The organism is Gardnerella rara (assembly GCF_055452355.1).
Genome location: NZ_JBVBJP010000003.1, coordinates 33,738 through 48,919, shown reverse-complemented (window position 1 = coordinate 48,919; position 15,182 = coordinate 33,738). Strand labels below are relative to the sequence as shown.

The 15,182-nt window shown below is 41.3% G+C and carries 13 protein-coding genes; 7 read left to right on the top strand and 6 right to left on the bottom strand.

The window, feature by feature from the left end; genetic code table 11:
* Positions 1-233 precede the first annotated feature (233 nt).
* Entirely contained in the window at positions 234-2,000 is a 1,767-nt protein-coding gene (locus tag ACZ0NX_RS03415) for an ABC transporter ATP-binding protein (RefSeq protein WP_464405534.1), read from the bottom strand.
* Positions 2,001-2,647: 647 nt separating this feature from the next.
* Between ACZ0NX_RS03415 and ACZ0NX_RS03410 the strand changes: the two genes are divergently transcribed.
* The gene (locus ACZ0NX_RS03410) at positions 2,648-3,391 is read left to right on the top strand and encodes an ATP-binding cassette domain-containing protein (RefSeq protein ID WP_464405532.1); all 744 of its coding nucleotides are present in this window, start codon (positions 2,648-2,650) and stop codon (positions 3,389-3,391) included.
* A complete protein-coding gene (locus tag ACZ0NX_RS03405; protein WP_464405531.1) occupies positions 3,381-5,459 on the top strand; it encodes a YhgE/Pip family protein in 2,079 nt (692 codons plus the stop codon). The genes ACZ0NX_RS03410 and ACZ0NX_RS03405 overlap by 11 nt, the downstream gene beginning before the upstream one ends.
* Before the next feature lie 80 nt (positions 5,460-5,539).
* Here ACZ0NX_RS03405 and ACZ0NX_RS03400 read toward each other — a convergent pair whose 3' ends face one another.
* Positions 5,540-6,673, bottom strand: a complete 1,134-nt coding sequence (locus ACZ0NX_RS03400; protein ID WP_464405529.1) for a 4-hydroxybutyrate dehydrogenase — start codon at positions 6,671-6,673, stop codon at positions 5,540-5,542.
* Between the two features lie 170 nt (positions 6,674-6,843).
* A complete protein-coding gene (gene nox / locus ACZ0NX_RS03395; RefSeq protein WP_060786936.1) occupies positions 6,844-8,184 on the bottom strand; it encodes a H2O-forming NADH oxidase in 1,341 nt (446 codons plus the stop codon).
* A 322-nt stretch (positions 8,185-8,506) separates the two neighbouring features.
* On the opposite strand from nox, the gene ACZ0NX_RS03390 reads away from it, so the two are divergent.
* Positions 8,507-9,115: a pyroglutamyl-peptidase I gene (locus ACZ0NX_RS03390; protein ID WP_464405527.1), complete on the top strand. Its 609-nt coding sequence runs from the start codon at positions 8,507-8,509 to the stop codon at positions 9,113-9,115.
* Between the two features lie 71 nt (positions 9,116-9,186).
* Here the strand turns inward: ACZ0NX_RS03390 and ACZ0NX_RS03385 are convergent, their stop codons facing one another.
* From ACZ0NX_RS03385 to ACZ0NX_RS03375, 3 genes are all read right to left on the bottom strand, one after another.
* Positions 9,187-9,585: a toxin-antitoxin system HicB family antitoxin gene (locus ACZ0NX_RS03385; protein ID WP_464405525.1), complete on the bottom strand. Its 399-nt coding sequence runs from the start codon at positions 9,583-9,585 to the stop codon at positions 9,187-9,189.
* Positions 9,579-9,845 carry a type II toxin-antitoxin system HicA family toxin gene (locus ACZ0NX_RS03380; protein WP_248899242.1) on the bottom strand — a complete coding sequence of 89 codons (267 nt, stop codon included), beginning with the start codon at positions 9,843-9,845 and terminating at the stop codon, positions 9,579-9,581. The genes ACZ0NX_RS03385 and ACZ0NX_RS03380 overlap by 7 nt, the downstream gene beginning before the upstream one ends.
* 200 nt (positions 9,846-10,045) lie before the next feature.
* Positions 10,046-11,131, bottom strand: coding sequence for a metal ABC transporter solute-binding protein, Zn/Mn family (locus ACZ0NX_RS03375; protein WP_060787125.1), 1,086 nt, complete (start codon positions 11,129-11,131; stop codon positions 10,046-10,048).
* 207 nt (positions 11,132-11,338) lie between these two features.
* On the opposite strand from ACZ0NX_RS03375, the gene ACZ0NX_RS03370 reads away from it, so the two are divergent.
* The 4 genes from ACZ0NX_RS03370 (at position 11,339) to coaE (ending at position 15,172) form a co-directional block, all read left to right on the top strand.
* Entirely contained in the window at positions 11,339-12,223 is an 885-nt protein-coding gene (locus ACZ0NX_RS03370) for a bifunctional methylenetetrahydrofolate dehydrogenase/methenyltetrahydrofolate cyclohydrolase (RefSeq protein WP_464405522.1), read from the top strand.
* Between the two features lie 152 nt (positions 12,224-12,375).
* A complete protein-coding gene (gene rpsA / locus ACZ0NX_RS03365; RefSeq protein WP_004130522.1) occupies positions 12,376-13,881 on the top strand; it encodes a 30S ribosomal protein S1 in 1,506 nt (501 codons plus the stop codon).
* Between the two features lie 219 nt (positions 13,882-14,100).
* The gene (locus ACZ0NX_RS03360; RefSeq protein ID WP_415696051.1) at positions 14,101-14,430 is read left to right on the top strand and encodes a TM2 domain-containing protein; all 330 of its coding nucleotides are present in this window, start codon (positions 14,101-14,103) and stop codon (positions 14,428-14,430) included.
* A 70-nt stretch (positions 14,431-14,500) separates the two neighbouring features.
* Positions 14,501-15,172, top strand: a complete 672-nt coding sequence (coaE, locus tag ACZ0NX_RS03355; protein WP_464405519.1) for a dephospho-CoA kinase — start codon at positions 14,501-14,503, stop codon at positions 15,170-15,172.
* The last annotated feature ends 10 nt before the right edge of the window (positions 15,173-15,182 follow it).

The following is a 15,182-nucleotide window of genomic DNA, read 5'->3' as shown; positions in this document are numbered from 1 at the left end:
AAACTTAAATTACTATTTTATAAATTACTCTTTAAAAGTTAAACACATTAATACATTAATACAGAATCGTTCAAAATAGTTTGTTAGCAATAGCATTTAAAAGCAGACTCAGCTGTGCTGATATCTCTAGTAGCAAATTGCTGCAAAATTGCACCTAATGGCTACTAACACTGCTTCAGAATTTATTGCGCTAAATTGCACAGCCCAAGCCAATCCAAACCAGCGCAACAGTATTACATAGACACAGTGTAAAGTGAGTAGAAGTAAGCCTTCTGATTCATAAGATCCTCAAAGCTTCCGCGTTCAATAAGCTCGCCACTTTTCATCACAAGAATCTCATCATATTGTTTAAGTGAATTAGCATCCAAGCGATGAGTTACCACGAGTCGAAGAATTCCTTGCAAATCCAAGATAGATTGCGTTACGTTCGCACTCGTCTCGTTATCTAAAGCACTCGTTGCCTCATCAACCAGCAGAATTTCGGACTTTTTAAGTAAGCTTCGCGCAATAGCAATACGCTGCTTTTCTCCTCCAGAAAGATGACTACCATTCTCGCCGCACTGATAATCCTTGCCTTTAGCAGCAATCAAATCATCCAAACCAGCCAAGTGAATCACGCGATCTACCTCTGCGCTATGGAATGGCTTAAAAAGCGTAATATTATCTAAAATCGAAGCATCAAACATAAACACAGACTGCTGCATAAGAGTCGTCTTATCATAAAGCGAACTCTTGCTCACATTGCTAAGTTCGTAATTATTCAGCTGCACGCTACCCTTATAATCCTTGTAGTAGCCCATAAGCAGATTAATCAAACTACTCTTACCAGCACCAGAAGGCCCAACAATTGCATAAGATTTTCCAGCTTGCAAACTAAGACTTACGTTTTTTAAGACTTTATGATCCGCGTCATAAGCGTACGAAACGTCGCGCAAAACAACACTTTTAATAGAATCGTCAATGATCTCGCCAGAATCCTCTTTAGCATTACTCATATAGTCAGCCATCTTGCTAATAAGCTTCTTAGCGCCCTTCATCTCACCAAGCATTTGCGGAAGACTTGCAATAGGCTGAAGTACACCATTCATCAAATTAGTAAAAGCTAACACCATTCCAGCAGTAATAACACCAACATGCGCGTTAACCATCCAAGCGCCAACAAGCATCACTCCAAGCTGAGTTCCAAGACTTGAAATTGTGCCAAGAGCAGAAACAGTAGTCATCGTTTTTTCGCGAAGATTCTTAGTATGCTCAAGCTCCATCGACTGATTCTTGTAGCGATCAATAACCTCCTGCTCCGCCTTAAAACTCTTAATAACAGAAACTCCGTTCAAAACATCCTTCGTTAAGGACGTATAAGACTCATTCGATTTAGAAACCTGCTCCTCACGAGTAGCAATTCCGTTAGCTGTAAGAATTGAGCACGCTATTGGAAGCACGGAAATAATAAGAGCAATAACAGTGAGAAACGGACTGTAGTAAATCATAAGAGCTAGCGAGCTTACAAGCATAAGAACGTCTTGAACAAAGTCAAAAATCTTCTTCAAATACTTTTCTTGAATGCGCTCGCAATCATTAGTAAGAACAGAAAGATACGTGCCAGAATTTGCAAGCGAAAAATCACTATAACTCTTTTTTAAAAGCTTCTTAATAACAGACTCTTTATACTGATTCATTGCTTTTTCAAGAAAGCGAGGGTACGCACTGCGCTTCAACGCAAAAATCAGGGAGATTGCCAGCATAAAGGAAGCGACAAGCAGCAAAATAGTAGTTAAAGAGAAGTCTCCTTTGCCAGACATATAGTCGAAAATAATTTGCAAAATCCAAGAAATAGCAGTGAAAATCATAGACAAGGCAATAAAAACTATCATCGAAAGAAAAGCTACAAGCTTGTTTTCTTTGAAAAATAGTTTTACGTAATTTTTTACGTCTGGATGTAGTTTGGATGATTGCTGATTCGCAAGCGATTGCTGATTCGCCGCATTGTCAGTTTTGCTCATTCTCGATACCTCTCACTTCCTTTATATCTATTTGCTATTCTTCGCTAATAGCATTTTTGTAGCTAGCATTTTCGCTTCTGTTTTTCTGATTTGCTCGCTACAAAACGTTGAAAGCTACATTATCATACTACCCTGATTGGTCATGCTTATCTGCTTGATAACACCTATAAATGTTTAAACACACTTATACGTAATGCTCGCCAGAAATAATATTGGAAATCACACGATTAAATCAAAAATGTGAGATTTTGTTATATATAGCGTGTTTTTATGACTAAAATATAGACAAATGAACAAAATGTTTAAAAATAAGTTAGTATTTGTTCGCCTTGAAGAGTACCATGAAGGTGTTCGCAAAGAATTAACAAAATAATTAATTCTTTGTTTTACACAATTTTGTTGCAATAACGCAATATAAGTTGGCTGCCAAAATCGAATTTGAGCAGCATCAAAGTGAAGATTGAGTCGAAAATCAACAAAATCAAAAATCAAAAATCAAAATCAACAAAAATTGAAAATTGAAAATTGAAAATTGAAAATTGAAAAAGTTAAACACAAAGGAGGAATGCATAGCAATTTCGATAGCAACATTAAAAATGTATACCATTTAAAAATGTATGACATCGGTATTTTGCCGCAAACGAATTATGCAAGATGAACAAACGCTTATAGAAGCTAAAGAATTAGGATTAAAAAGATTTACAAGAACTCCATTCTGGAATGTTTCACTAAAAGTTAAGCCGCATCAAATTGTTGCAATCTCGGGCGAACATGGCTCTGGAAAATCTGCTTTATTACTAGCATTGTCGGGCTATATGAAGTTTACGAATGGAACGTTAAAAATCGCAGATTTAAGCCTTCCAGCAGGCACAAGAGAATCGCGTCAATACGTTGGACTGGGATTGTTCAATGGAATCAATGAATTCTACAACACTCAAACAATAGAAGAAGTGCTTATGAGCGAGCTAAAACTCGCGAGTGCATCGCCTCTATTTCGCGAACAATACAAAAATGATGTTAAAAATCGCGAAGCACTACATCAATACGCTTATAACGTTCTAGCGTATTGGAAAGTATTATCTCCTAGAGAAACAGCCATTGGTGATTTAACTCCATGCGAACGCATGAGATTAGGGATTGCGCTGGCATTGCTAAAAAAGCCGTGGATTCTTTTTGTAGACGGAGTAGAAACGGAGCTTACAAGCGAGCAAAGCGAACTCTTGCTTGCAGACATTCGCGCATACGTTAGCAAACATTTCTGCTCGTGTTGTGTGGGAGTTTTGCAAAGCGAGATAGAAAAGCAGGCAGATCAAGTTTTAAGGCTAAATCGCGCAAAATATAGCGAAGATTATGATCTTAATGAAAATGGAGATGGTAAGAATGCGCGTTAATACTATTGTTCTTGCGTTTCGTGAATTAAATAATGCTATAAAAGGTAAAGCTCGAAAGCTTGTTATTGGAACAGTAGCCTTAATCCCACTTTTATATGGGTCGCTGTATTTATGGGCGTTTACTAATCCATACAAAACTCTAGACACGGTTCCAGTCGCAGTTGTTGTGGAAGATAACGGTGCGATTATAAACGGCAAAATGCGTAATATTGGCCACGAAATCAAGAATCGTTTAAAGAATCAAAAAGATGGAAGTGAAGGATTCCAGTGGAACTTTGTAGATAGCGCTAAAGCAAATAAAGGCCTTAAAAATGGCGATTATTTTATGGTAGCAACCATTCCATCGTCTTTTAGTAAGTGCATTGCTTCTGCGCAATACGATACTCCTACTAAAGCAAAGCTTCACGTAAAATACGATCAAGCAAGCAATATGCTGGCTTCACAAATCGGTAAAACTGCTTTCCATACTATGCGTAGCGAAATTAGCGAGGCGATTGCACAAGAGTATTGGGAGCATATGTTTAAAAAAGTAAATTCTGCTTCTGATTCTCTTAATTCAGCAGTGAGTGGTTCTGGCGATTTAAGCGCTGGAATGCAATCGCTTAATGGCGGAGTAGATAAGCTTGCTGACGGATCGATCAAGCTTACTCAATCTTTGCAAAAACTACAAAACGGATTGGGCGAGCTTCAAAAAGGAGCGCAAACGCTTAGCAATGCAAATGCGCAAAGCAAGGAGGGAGCGCAATTCTTAGCGCAAAAAACTAACGATTTGGCAAATGGTGCAAATCAGCTAAATAGTGGAGCACAAACGCTGCAGAATGCAACAAACGAGTTGTATGCGGGAGCTAAAAAGCTTTCGGATTCTAGCGCGCAGCTTGAAGAGCATGTTAAAGCAGGAAATGAGGCTACAAAGAGTCAGCTTACTCAGCTGCTTGTTGAAGCACAAAATCCTCTTGTGACAAAAGAGCTTGTGCTAGAAAAACTGCAAGGACTTGCGGGAGGATTAAGCGAAAATTCTAAGCTTTTAGAGACCAATCTTTCGGCATTGAGCCAAGGTGCGGGAGCGCTTTCTTCTGGAAGCTTAAAGATAAAAGCTGGAGTTGACGCCGTTTCTAAAGGAATATCAAGCGTTCACAATGGCTCGTCGCAGCTTTCCGCTGGAGCAAATAAGCTGGCGGAAGGTCTTAGCGCAGTAAGCAACGGCAGCGAAAAGCTTAACAATGGTATTAATTCTGCTGCACTTGGGTCTGCAAAAATAGTTGATGGATCAAGTCAATTGAATTCTGGAGTTCAAAAGCTTTCTGAAAATGCGCCAAAGCTTGTTGAAGGAGCCAAAAAGTTGCATGAAGGCCTTAAAAGCGCACAAAGCTCTAGCAAAATCAACAATATTAAGCAAAAAAGCAAGATGATGAGTGCGCCAGTTGCACTTAAAGAGCATAATTATTCGCATGTTGAAAACTACGGAACTGGCTTTGCGCCTTACTTTATTTCGATAGGCCTTTGGGTTGGCGCGCTTATGGCAACCTTTGTTTTAAGGGTTATGGATAGGCGAGCAATTCTTAATGGCATGAATCCGCTTAAAAGTGCGCTTATTAGTTTTACGCCGTTTGTGCTTATGGGCGTTGTTCAAGCGATTATTCTTATGGGAGTTGTTCACGGAGCGTTGAAGTTGCAGATTGACAATGTTGCTGCGTTCTACGCGCTGGGGATTATAGCGTCAATAGTCTTTATGGCCATAATGCAAATGATTATGGCAGTGTTTAAGATTCCAGGAAGAATTGTTGCGATTGTGCTGCTTATGCTGCAAATAACTAGCTCTGCAGGAACTTTCCCAGTGCAAATGACGCCATCGTTCTTTAGAGCGGTTCATCCATATTTGCCTATGACGTACTCGATTCTTGGGCTTCGTCAAGCAATGGCTGGAAGAAACAGCGGCGCAATAGCCTCCAGCATTGGAATGCTTGTGCTTTTCGGCGTGATTGCAATTGCAATAACAAGCATTGTTGATTGTGTAAAGCGCACAGTTACTATGTTTGATTTGCATCCTGTAATAACGCTTGAGCCGTGAGTTTTAAAGTAGGCACGATAATTATAAAATCCCCACAACCTTATTGGCTGTGGGGATTTATTTTTTAGTGAAATCTGATTTTAGAAAGTAGATGCGTAGACTTCGGCAATAGCATCTTCACTCATATGCATGTACGAGTTCTTTAAAAGTCGCTGCTGCTCTTTAACAACGCTTGCAGCCCAGCTTTGAATCATGTCTTCGCTCATGCCATACTCGTGAAGCTTGTGCTTAGGGAGAATCGTGTTAAGAACTTCGTCAAGCTTATTTAATACATCTGCTTTTTGGCATTCAAGAATATTTGCCATAAAGTCAAAAAGCTTAGAAAGTTCAGTGTTTTTTGCACTATCGCTGTTTTCGCAGTCGTGCTTAGCATAGTAGCGCAAAACGCTTGTAAGAAGAGCGGCATTCGTCTCGCCATGAGCTACGTGGAAAGTGCCGCCAAGCGGATAGGCCATAGCGTGAACGCAACCGCAGCCAGCGTTGCCAAAGGCAATACCAGCGTAAAGGCTTGCCGAAACCAAGTCGCTAACAACTTGGGCTTTTGCATTGTTGCCTTCTTTAACAACTCGCATATAGCTTTGCAAAATAAGCCCGCAAGCCTTGTAACTAAACATTTTTGTAAGCTCTGTTGCAATAGGGGAGAGCGCAGATTCAATCGAGTGCGTAAGAGCATCAATAGAGCTGGTTGCAAAAACGTAATCAGGCAGGCTCTTTAACAATTCTGGAATAAGAACAGCGTCTGTAGCGTAGCAAGCATCGTTTGCCAAACCCTTTTTAGTGTTGCGCTTTGTAAGAGAGAACACGGCAACGTTTGTAACTTCGGAGCCAGTGCCGCAAGTAGTTGGAACAAGAATAAGATCTGCGCCTTTTTGCGCAGGAATTTTGCCGTCAACCAAATCTTCGAGTGGGCTTGTTTGCTTTAACGCGCAAACTTTAGAAATATCCAAAACGGTGCCGCCGCCAATGCCAATCACGCGCTTTGGGGTAGTGCGAATATCGCGAACAATCGCGTCAACCATTTCGTCACTTGGCTCGCCCTTGCCGTAGTTTTCTTGGAAAATCACATTGCAATCAAGGTTTAAATCACCAAAATAAGGTTCCCAAATGTACTTGTTTGTAATAACCAAATCGTTCTTGCCAAGCTTAAATTCTTGCGAAAAATCACGAGCGTTCTCGAACTTGTGAATAGTTGGCTTAATAGAGAGCTGCTTCATCCTAGACTCCTTTGTTTTAATCTGCATGTCTTACGCTAATATGCGCGTTTTTGTGCGCGCTTTTTGCGCGGATGATTAAAAAAACCAAGCAACTGCTCCATTATAGAACAGATTGCTTGGTTTAATAAACGCGATTTAAGCTAATCGCAGAGGCTAATCGTAGAAACTAATCAGCCCTTCAACAAAGCCGTGTAAGCTGCCATCGTAATGTAGTTGTATGGCTGATTGAAGTGAGGCATAAAGAAGATATCGCACAAGGCAAGCTCTTTAATCGTAACCTTCTTTTGAATAGCAAGAGAGAACAGGTGGATTGCGGCAGACATATCGTAGTTAGACGCCAGTTGGCAGCCAACAATTACCTTAGAATCCTTCTTGTAAACAATGCGAATCTTAACCTTTGGATTCTCAACTTCCATAAACGCAGGCTTTTGAGTATCCTCAAAATCAACGTAGTCAACGTCCATGCCCTCTTTTTGAGCGGCAGACAAGCTTAAACCAGTGCAAACGAGCTTGTAATCGTAGATCATCATTGCGCTAGAGCCTTGCACGCCCTCGGTTTCTACAGGAGTTCCGCAAACGTTGTGACCTGCAATCAAGCCGCTTCTAACGGCATTAGTAGCGAGAGCGATGTAGTTTACGCGGCTTCGAGCGTTGTCGTAGATTGTAGCGCAATCGCCAATAGCGTACACATCTGGGTCGGAAGTCTGCTGCTTCTTGTCAACTAAGAAAGCGCCATTTTCGTATTGCTTCAAATGATCTTTTCCAAGAGCAACATTTGGGTGGAATCCAATAGCGCAAATCACCATGTCGGCTTCGTAAGTGCCCTTGCTGGTCTTAACAGCCTTGACTTCAGTATCTCCAACAATCTCTTCAACAGTTTGACCAAGCTCAAATTTAATGCCCTTATCTTCCATAATTCTCTTCAAATTATCGGAAAACTCTGGGTCAAAGTAGCCGTTAAGAATATGGTCTTCCATGTCTATAAGAGTCACGTTTTTGTTCAAGCGCTTAAAAGCTTCCGCAAGTTCCACGCCAATGTAGCCGCCGCCAAGAACCACAACATTATGGAAATCGCGCTCTTGAAGCTTAGCAATAACAGTCTGCGCGTTTTGGAAAAGCTTTACCATTTGCACGTTTTCCAAATCAATGCCCTTAATACGTGGCTTGTTTGGAAGGCTGCCAGTAGCTAGAACGAGTTTATCGTAAGAATCGTGAATAACCGAGCCGTCTTTAAGCTCTACAGTAACTTCTTTCTTTGCGTAATCAATGTCTAGAACTTTGCTTTCCAGATTTACCTTTGCGCCTTTTTTAACGAAATCTTCTGGCTTCTGGTAGAACAAGCCATCGCTGCTTTGAATCTGCTTGCCAATCCACAAAGCCATACCGCAGCCAAGGAAGGAAATATTGCTATTTTGATCGTAGATTGTAAGATCGTTTCCTGGGTAGCTCAAAATGGTGTTAGCGCAGGCAGTGCCAGCATGATTTGCGCCAATTTGAATAATCTTGGTCATCGGTAATCTCTTTTCGTCATTGATTTTTGATTTATCTGTATTTTCTGTAGTTTTATGCGCGCTGTTAACAACATTGTTCGTTAAGCACGCGCTATTAGCCAATCATATTACACTACGACGAGTCTGGCTAATCGTGAGTCTAGGTGTGTTGTTTTGCGATTATTGTATAAGTTGTAACTACCATTTAATCTTTGCTATGAACATGAAGTAAGTAATAGAATCATTAATGTTTTATACAAGTGCATTGTATACAGTTTTAGCATGTATTTTGATAAAGTTTGATAAAGTTTGATAAGTGAGAATTGTATGAGGGGGTATTTTAATGCGTATTTTGATTACTGGTTTTACGCCGTTTGATAATGAGTCTATAAATCCTTCGTGGGAGATTGCGCAATCAGTGCCTGCGCCTGAGGGTGTGGAACTTGTTCGTTTGCAGATTCCTACGGAATTTAACAAGGGTGCGCAAAAAGTTATTAAGAAAATAGAGGAAGTTCGCCCTAATGCTGTGCTTTCGCTAGGGCAATTTGGCGGTTCTGCTTGTTTTAACGTTGAGTATGTTGGCATTAACTGTAGAGCTGCGCGCATACCAGATAATAGTGGATATAAGCCTTGGTATGAGTCTGTTGTACAAGATGGTGATGTGGCTTATAAAGCGACTTTGCCAGTTGTGAACATAGTTGACGCTTTAAATAAAGCGAAATTGCCTGCGGCTGTGTCTTTTTCTGCGGGCGCGTACGTATGTAATGACGTGCTTTACAGTGTTTGTAATTACTGCCAGACTAAAAAATTGCCAATTAAGAGCGGTTTCATTCACGTTCCGTATTTGCCTGAGCAGGTTCTTGATAAGCCGAGCACGAGTTCTATGAGTTTAGCTGATATGCTTCGAGGCATTGAAATTGCACTGCGAGTGATTGCGAGTGATTGCAAGTGATTGCAGATAAATCGCCAGCAAATCTTTAATTCGTAAGTAATTGCTAATAAATAGTATGAAGTATTTATTGTCTATACTCGCTCAAGCGTGCGCTCAATAGCGTTATTTTGCGAAAGAAGATACACGCAATACTGGTTCATGCTTATGCCTTCAGATTGAGATTGTTCAGCCAACTGCCTATGTAATTCCTTGGGAATACGCAGTTTGAATTGCCCAGAATAATCATTTAGTTCATGGTAAGAAGGCTCTTTTATGTTCACTTTGCTTTCAAGTGCAGCCTCCAGCCAAGCCTTTTTAGCATCTTGTGCATTTGCTGCTGCTTCTTGTTCGGATTCCCCAGAACTCATGCATCCTGGTAAATCAGGGTAGTAGGACACAAATCCGCCTTCATCTGGATCTTTTACAATTTCCAGTTTGTATGGCAAAGACATGTAGTAGGTGAGCGTTTTATTTGTAAGTGTTTTTACCATATTTGATTTTCCTCTTTTATTTCTTCATCTTCTGCTTCTACTACAGATTTCACCATTTCTACGTATATCTTTTTAATTGGTTCATGCTTAGGAATTGTAATTGGGTTGGCGTGATTTTTTCGAAAAGTATAATGACTGCTTCCGCTTCTTGGATTGGACATTTCATATCCGTAGGCTTCCAGAACTTTTTTCAATTCCTCAAATCTCATATCTTTAGATAAGCTAAGTATTCGCTTAAGTAATTTGTCCCATTGTGACATTTCACCCCCCAGTTAATAGCGTGTTTTTGGTGTTTATAAAATTATAAGTGGTGTTACATGTGGTGTCAACGGCTACGCTAGTTTATGATACTTAGATTTAATTAGTAAATCGTTAATTTGTAAGTAATTGCTAATAATCGTAAGTAATTGCTAATAAATAGTATGAAGTATTTATTGTCTATAGCGCGCTGAGCGCGAGCCTACTTACCAGGATCTTGCTGGCCCTCGTTAGACCTGTTTGGATCTGGCTGCGAAACAGTCGGCTTTTCGGTAATAGGCTTCTTTTGATTAGCTTCTTGCTTTTCTAAATCTTTGCGCATATTAGTCGTAGTTTTGCCAGCATTATTAATGTCTTCGCAAATCTTCATAACCCATTTTCTTAAATCGGTTGCATACGATGGCATAAGTTCATTAACCCAGATTACAGACGTGTAGCTTCTGCCAGCTGTTCCAGTCAAGATGTTAATATCGTCACCTTTACTTTGACTATTGCTTATGATTACGTCGAATTTTCGTTCTTCAATAAGCTTTTGGAACGCATCCACATTAGCCTTGTCTACCTCGTCTCCCTGTGCTACCTGCTGAGCGTAGGCTTTAGGTGCAGAATCACTAATTCCCATGTCGGACATAAGCCAGAAGAGAATAGGAGTCACTGAAGCATACTTAAGCTTCTTATGGCTTTTAGCGAAGTTTGAAAGATAATCCTCAAGCTTTTTTTCTTGAGCTTTAACGGCGTTAAGTCTTTTATCAAAAATCTTCTTCTTTGACGGAAGAACTTTAGAGAAAGCTTCGCAAATGTTAGAAGCCATCTCGTTTCTAGCGTCTTTTGAGAACCACAAGTAAGGATTGTCTCCATTTAGCGCTCCAACTGTAGAAGCAGCGTTTACAACTTCGCTGTTTTTAGCGGTGCGTTTTGCAATCCAGCTATCGTAGCCAGCGCCATTTGAAATAACAACTTGTGCGGAATAAAGCTTTTGCAAATCTTTTCTTGATGGCTTAAATGTTGATGCATCTGTATCTGGATTGCTGATTATAGATTGCACTTCAACATTATTTCCACCTATTTCTCTAGCCAGACTTGCCCAAGATTCAAGAGTGGAAACAACCTTGATTTTTTTGACTTGTTCTTTAGGAGAAGCTTGCTTTTGCTGTACTGGCTGTTTTTGGCCGCATGCAGTCATGCCAACAAGAATCGATGGAACAATAATGCACGCCAAAATTGCTTTGCATATTTTCTTTGCGCTATTTATTTTTGCGCTATTTAAATGAAAAGTATTCCTGCACATCTTTGCGCCCCTTCCGTCAGTTGTTATTCGCATTGGCGTTTGCTATGCGGATAGTATAAATACCATTCTATTATTAATATTCAGTTATTAACAGTTGTGTCGCACACTTCGATGCCTCACGATAGCCTATCCATACGAATTATGTAGGTGATTTGTTGTTTAAGTTAAAATTGATGCTTTAAATCAATGATAGTTGGGATGTGAATAATGGTTGTTGTATTAGACGGAAAAGCGCTAGCCGCAAGTATTAAGAGCGACTTAAAAAGCAGGGTAGAAAAGCTTAAGGAAAGTGGCATTACTCCTGGGCTTGGAACGCTTTTAGTTGGAAGCGATCCTGGATCGTTGAAATATGTTGCTGGAAAACACAAGGATTGCGAAGAAGTTGGGATTCGCTCAATCCGCTGCGATTTGCCAGAAGACGCTAGCGAAGACGAAATTCTTAAAGCCGTAAATCAGCTTAATAATGACCCTTCTTGCACGGGTTTTATAGTGCAATTGCCTTTGCCAAAAGGCGTGGATTCCCAAAAGATTATTGAGGCGGTAGATCCTGCAAAAGATTGCGATGGAATGCATCCGTACAATTTGGGCGAGCTGGTTATGCATATTTCGGGAGATATTGTTACGCCTTTGCCATGCACGCCGCGAGGAATTTTGGCGCTTTTAGACGCTTATAACATTAATCTTGAAGGCAAAAATGTGTGCGTGCTTGGACGAGGAATCACGGTTGGCCGAACAATCGGACTGCTTCTTACGCGCAGGGGAGTAGACGCAACTGTAACATTGTGCCACACGCGCACGCGCGATTTGCACGATATTATGCTGCGCTCCGACGTTATTATTGCGGCAATGGGCAGCGCGGGATTTGTAAAGCCTTGCGATGTTAAGCCTGGAGCCGTGCTGGTTGATGTTGGCGTTTCGCGCGTTTTTGATGAAGAAGTGGGAAGGTATCGCGTAAAAGGCGATGTTGATGTTGCTTGTAGAGAAATCGCGGGAGCGTATTCGCCAAATCCTGGTGGAGTTGGACCAATGACTCGCGCAATGCTATTGGCCAATGTTGTTGATATGGCTGAGCGCGCTGCAAGTAGCAAGTAGCGAATATCAAGTAGTGCGACACGCCCGAAGTAAAACGGCGATTTTGGCTATGCCTATATATAACATTGACAGAGTGCGTGCATAGTGCGCGTGCACAAATCATAATTTAATATCGAGTAATATCCACCCCAAGAAGAAACCACTAATAAGTAATGGCAGAGAATAATAACGAAGTCGCCAAGGTTGCGATTAATGATATTGGCACCGAAGAAGACTTCATCAAGGCAGTCGATTCAACCATCAAGAATTTTGATGATGGTGATTTAGTTGAAGGTACAGTCGTAAAGATTGATCACGACGAAGTATTGTTGGACATCGGCTACAAAACTGAAGGTGTAATCCCTTCCCGTGAACTTTCCATCAAGAAAGACGTTGATCCAGATGATGTTGTTGAAGTTGGCGACACCATCGAAGCCCTTGTTGTAACTAAGGAAGACAAGGAAGGACGTCTTATTCTCTCCAAGAAGCGTGCACAGTATGAGCGCGCTTGGGGTGACATTGAGAAGATCAAGGATGCAGACGGCATTGTTGAAGGTACCGTTATTGAAGCTGTTAAGGGCGGCTTGATTGTAGACATCGGTTTGCGCGGCTTCTTGCCAGCTTCCCTCGTTGAAATGCGTCGCGTTCGCGATCTTTCCCCATACATTGGCCAGAAGATTAAGGCTAAGATTCTTGAGCTCGATAAGAACCGCAACAACGTTGTGCTTTCTCGTCGTCAGTTCCTCGAGGAAACCCAGTCCGAAGTTCGCGAGACCTTCCTCTCGCAGCTTAAGAAGGGCCAGATTCGCGAAGGCGTTGTGTCTTCTATCGTAAACTTCGGCGCGTTTGTTGACCTCGGCGGTGTTGACGGCCTCATTCACGTTTCCGAGCTTTCCTGGAAGCACATCGATCACCCATCCGAGGTTGTTAAGGTTGGCGATAAGGTTACCGTTGAGGTTCTCGACGTTGATCTCGATCGCGAACGCATCTCCCTCTCCCTTAAGGCAACTCAGGAAGATCCATGGCAGCGCTTCGCTCGCACCCATGTTCCTGGACAGGTTGTTAAGGGTAAGGTCACCAAGATTGTTCAGTTCGGTGTGTTCATCTCCGTTGAAGACGGCATCGAAGGCTTGGTTCACATTTCCGAGCTTGCTAACCGTCATGTAGAGAACCCAGAAACTGTTGTTAAGGGTGGCGAAGAAGTATTCGTTAAGGTTATTGACGTAGATCTCGATCGTCGCAGGATCTCGCTCTCCTTGAAGCAGGCTAACGAGGCTGTTGATCCAAATTCTGAAGATTTCGATCCAGCTCTCTACGGCATGCCAGCTGAGTATGACGAAGAAGGAAACTACAAGTACCCAGAAGGCTTCGATCCAAACACCAACGAGTGGATTGCTGGTTACGAGCAGCAGCGCGAAGAGTGGGAAGCACAGTATGCAGCAGCTCACGAATTGTGGGAGCAGCACAAGGTGTTCGCCGCTAAGGAACTCGCAGCTGCAGCAGAATCCGCAGCCGCTGATGGTCAGAGTGAAGAAGCTGAAGAAAAGAAGCCAGCTAAGGAAGAAAAGAAGGAAGAAGTTGCTTCCAACTATTCTTCTGAGGCCGCTAACGAAGGTGCTTTAGCTGATTCCGATCAGCTCGCAGCTTTGCGCGAACAGCTTTTGAGCGAAAAGAAGTAGTTTCTACTTTCTACTAGACGCTTATTAACAATTGCCCTGGTGAGTTATCATCGGGGCAATTTTGTTTATGTTTGACTACTATTTTGAGTATGTTTTACGAGTATTTTGTGACTCAAGTTTTGTAATTAAATATAGGTACAATCAATTTTCTTTTAAGAATCGCGATTATATGATGCTTTTAAACATTAATCATAATTATTAAAAGGATTGGTGAAGATTATGAGCACGTTTGACAACAATCAGAAAAATGCTCAGTTCCCTTCGTATGATGGGAATAGTGAGGAGAACACTAAAGCAACTTTAGTAAGCTCGCGCAATAAAATTGTTGCAGGTTTGCTAGCGATTTTCTTAGGCACATTAGGTATTCACAATTTTTATCTTGGTTTTAAAGGAAAGGCGATTGCACAGCTGCTTATTTCTGTTCTTTCCTTTGGTTTCCTGTTGATTATTACGGGAATATGGGCATTGGTTGAGGGTATTTTGATTCTTTGCTCAAAGCCTGGAAGTAAGTGGCACAAAGATGCTGATGGTGCCGAGTTAAAAGACTAGTCTTTTATTATTAGTGATAATAAACAATGCCCTGGTAATTAGTTACTGGGGCATTACTTATAATTTATATATGACAATGATGCGGATTGCGGTAACGGGCGGAATCGCGGCTGGAAAATCTACTGTAGTAAATCATTTGCGTTCGCTGGGCGCGTTTGTTATAGATTACGACGTTTTAGCGCGTAAAGTGGTGGAGCCAGGAAGCGTAGTCTTGCGGCAAATCGTAAGCATTTTTGGGGAAAATGCCGTTAAGAATGATGGCTCTTTAAATCGTGAGTTTATTGCAAAGCGTGTTTTTGGAGACTACTACGAGAGTTGTGAAAATCGTAAGAAGCTTGAGTCGCTTATTCATCCTGCTATTTATGATTGTGCAAAGACTTTAGAAGTTGAGTATATAAGCGAATATGTTAATAAAATTTCTGAAGAAAATCGCAATGTATTAGGAAGTATGAGTTCTGTTATTGTGCACGATATTCCGCTGCTTGCGCAAGTAATAGGCAGCATTCCATTTAGTTTTGACCATATTATTACAGTTGAAGCGCCTAAAGATGTTCGCATTGCGCGAATGATAAGCGAGCGCAAAATGAGCCAGAATCAGGCGCAGCAGCGCATAAATAATCAAGTTGAAGAGATTGAGCGCAAAAAAATCGCGGATTTTGTGGTTGATTCTACAAAGCCTATGGAAGTTATGCTTAAAAGCGTTGATTCAAAAATTAAAACGTGGATGGGTGAGGAGCATTAGAGACCCAAAG

Coding starts and splice junctions, on each gene's coding strand:
- ACZ0NX_RS03375 (WP_060787125.1), bottom strand. CDS start 11,131: ATGTGCAGGAATACTTTTCATTTAAATAGCGCAAAAATAAATAGCGCA.
- ACZ0NX_RS03390 (WP_464405527.1), top strand. CDS start 8,507: ATGCGTATTTTGATTACTGGTTTTACGCCGTTTGATAATGAGTCTATA.
- ACZ0NX_RS03410 (WP_464405532.1), top strand. CDS start 2,648: ATGCAAGATGAACAAACGCTTATAGAAGCTAAAGAATTAGGATTAAAA.
- ACZ0NX_RS03385 (WP_464405525.1), bottom strand. CDS start 9,585: ATGGTAAAAACACTTACAAATAAAACGCTCACCTACTACATGTCTTTG.
- ACZ0NX_RS03370 (WP_464405522.1), top strand. CDS start 11,339: ATGGTTGTTGTATTAGACGGAAAAGCGCTAGCCGCAAGTATTAAGAGC.
- ACZ0NX_RS03360 (WP_415696051.1), top strand. CDS start 14,101: ATGAGCACGTTTGACAACAATCAGAAAAATGCTCAGTTCCCTTCGTAT.
- nox (WP_060786936.1), bottom strand. CDS start 8,184: ATGACCAAGATTATTCAAATTGGCGCAAATCATGCTGGCACTGCCTGC.
- ACZ0NX_RS03405 (WP_464405531.1), top strand. CDS start 3,381: ATGCGCGTTAATACTATTGTTCTTGCGTTTCGTGAATTAAATAATGCT.
- ACZ0NX_RS03380 (WP_248899242.1), bottom strand. CDS start 9,845: ATGTCACAATGGGACAAATTACTTAAGCGAATACTTAGCTTATCTAAA.
- rpsA (WP_004130522.1), top strand. CDS start 12,376: ATGGCAGAGAATAATAACGAAGTCGCCAAGGTTGCGATTAATGATATT.
- ACZ0NX_RS03400 (WP_464405529.1), bottom strand. CDS start 6,673: ATGAAGCAGCTCTCTATTAAGCCAACTATTCACAAGTTCGAGAACGCT.
- coaE (WP_464405519.1), top strand. CDS start 14,501: ATGACAATGATGCGGATTGCGGTAACGGGCGGAATCGCGGCTGGAAAA.
- ACZ0NX_RS03415 (WP_464405534.1), bottom strand. CDS start 2,000: ATGAGCAAAACTGACAATGCGGCGAATCAGCAATCGCTTGCGAATCAG.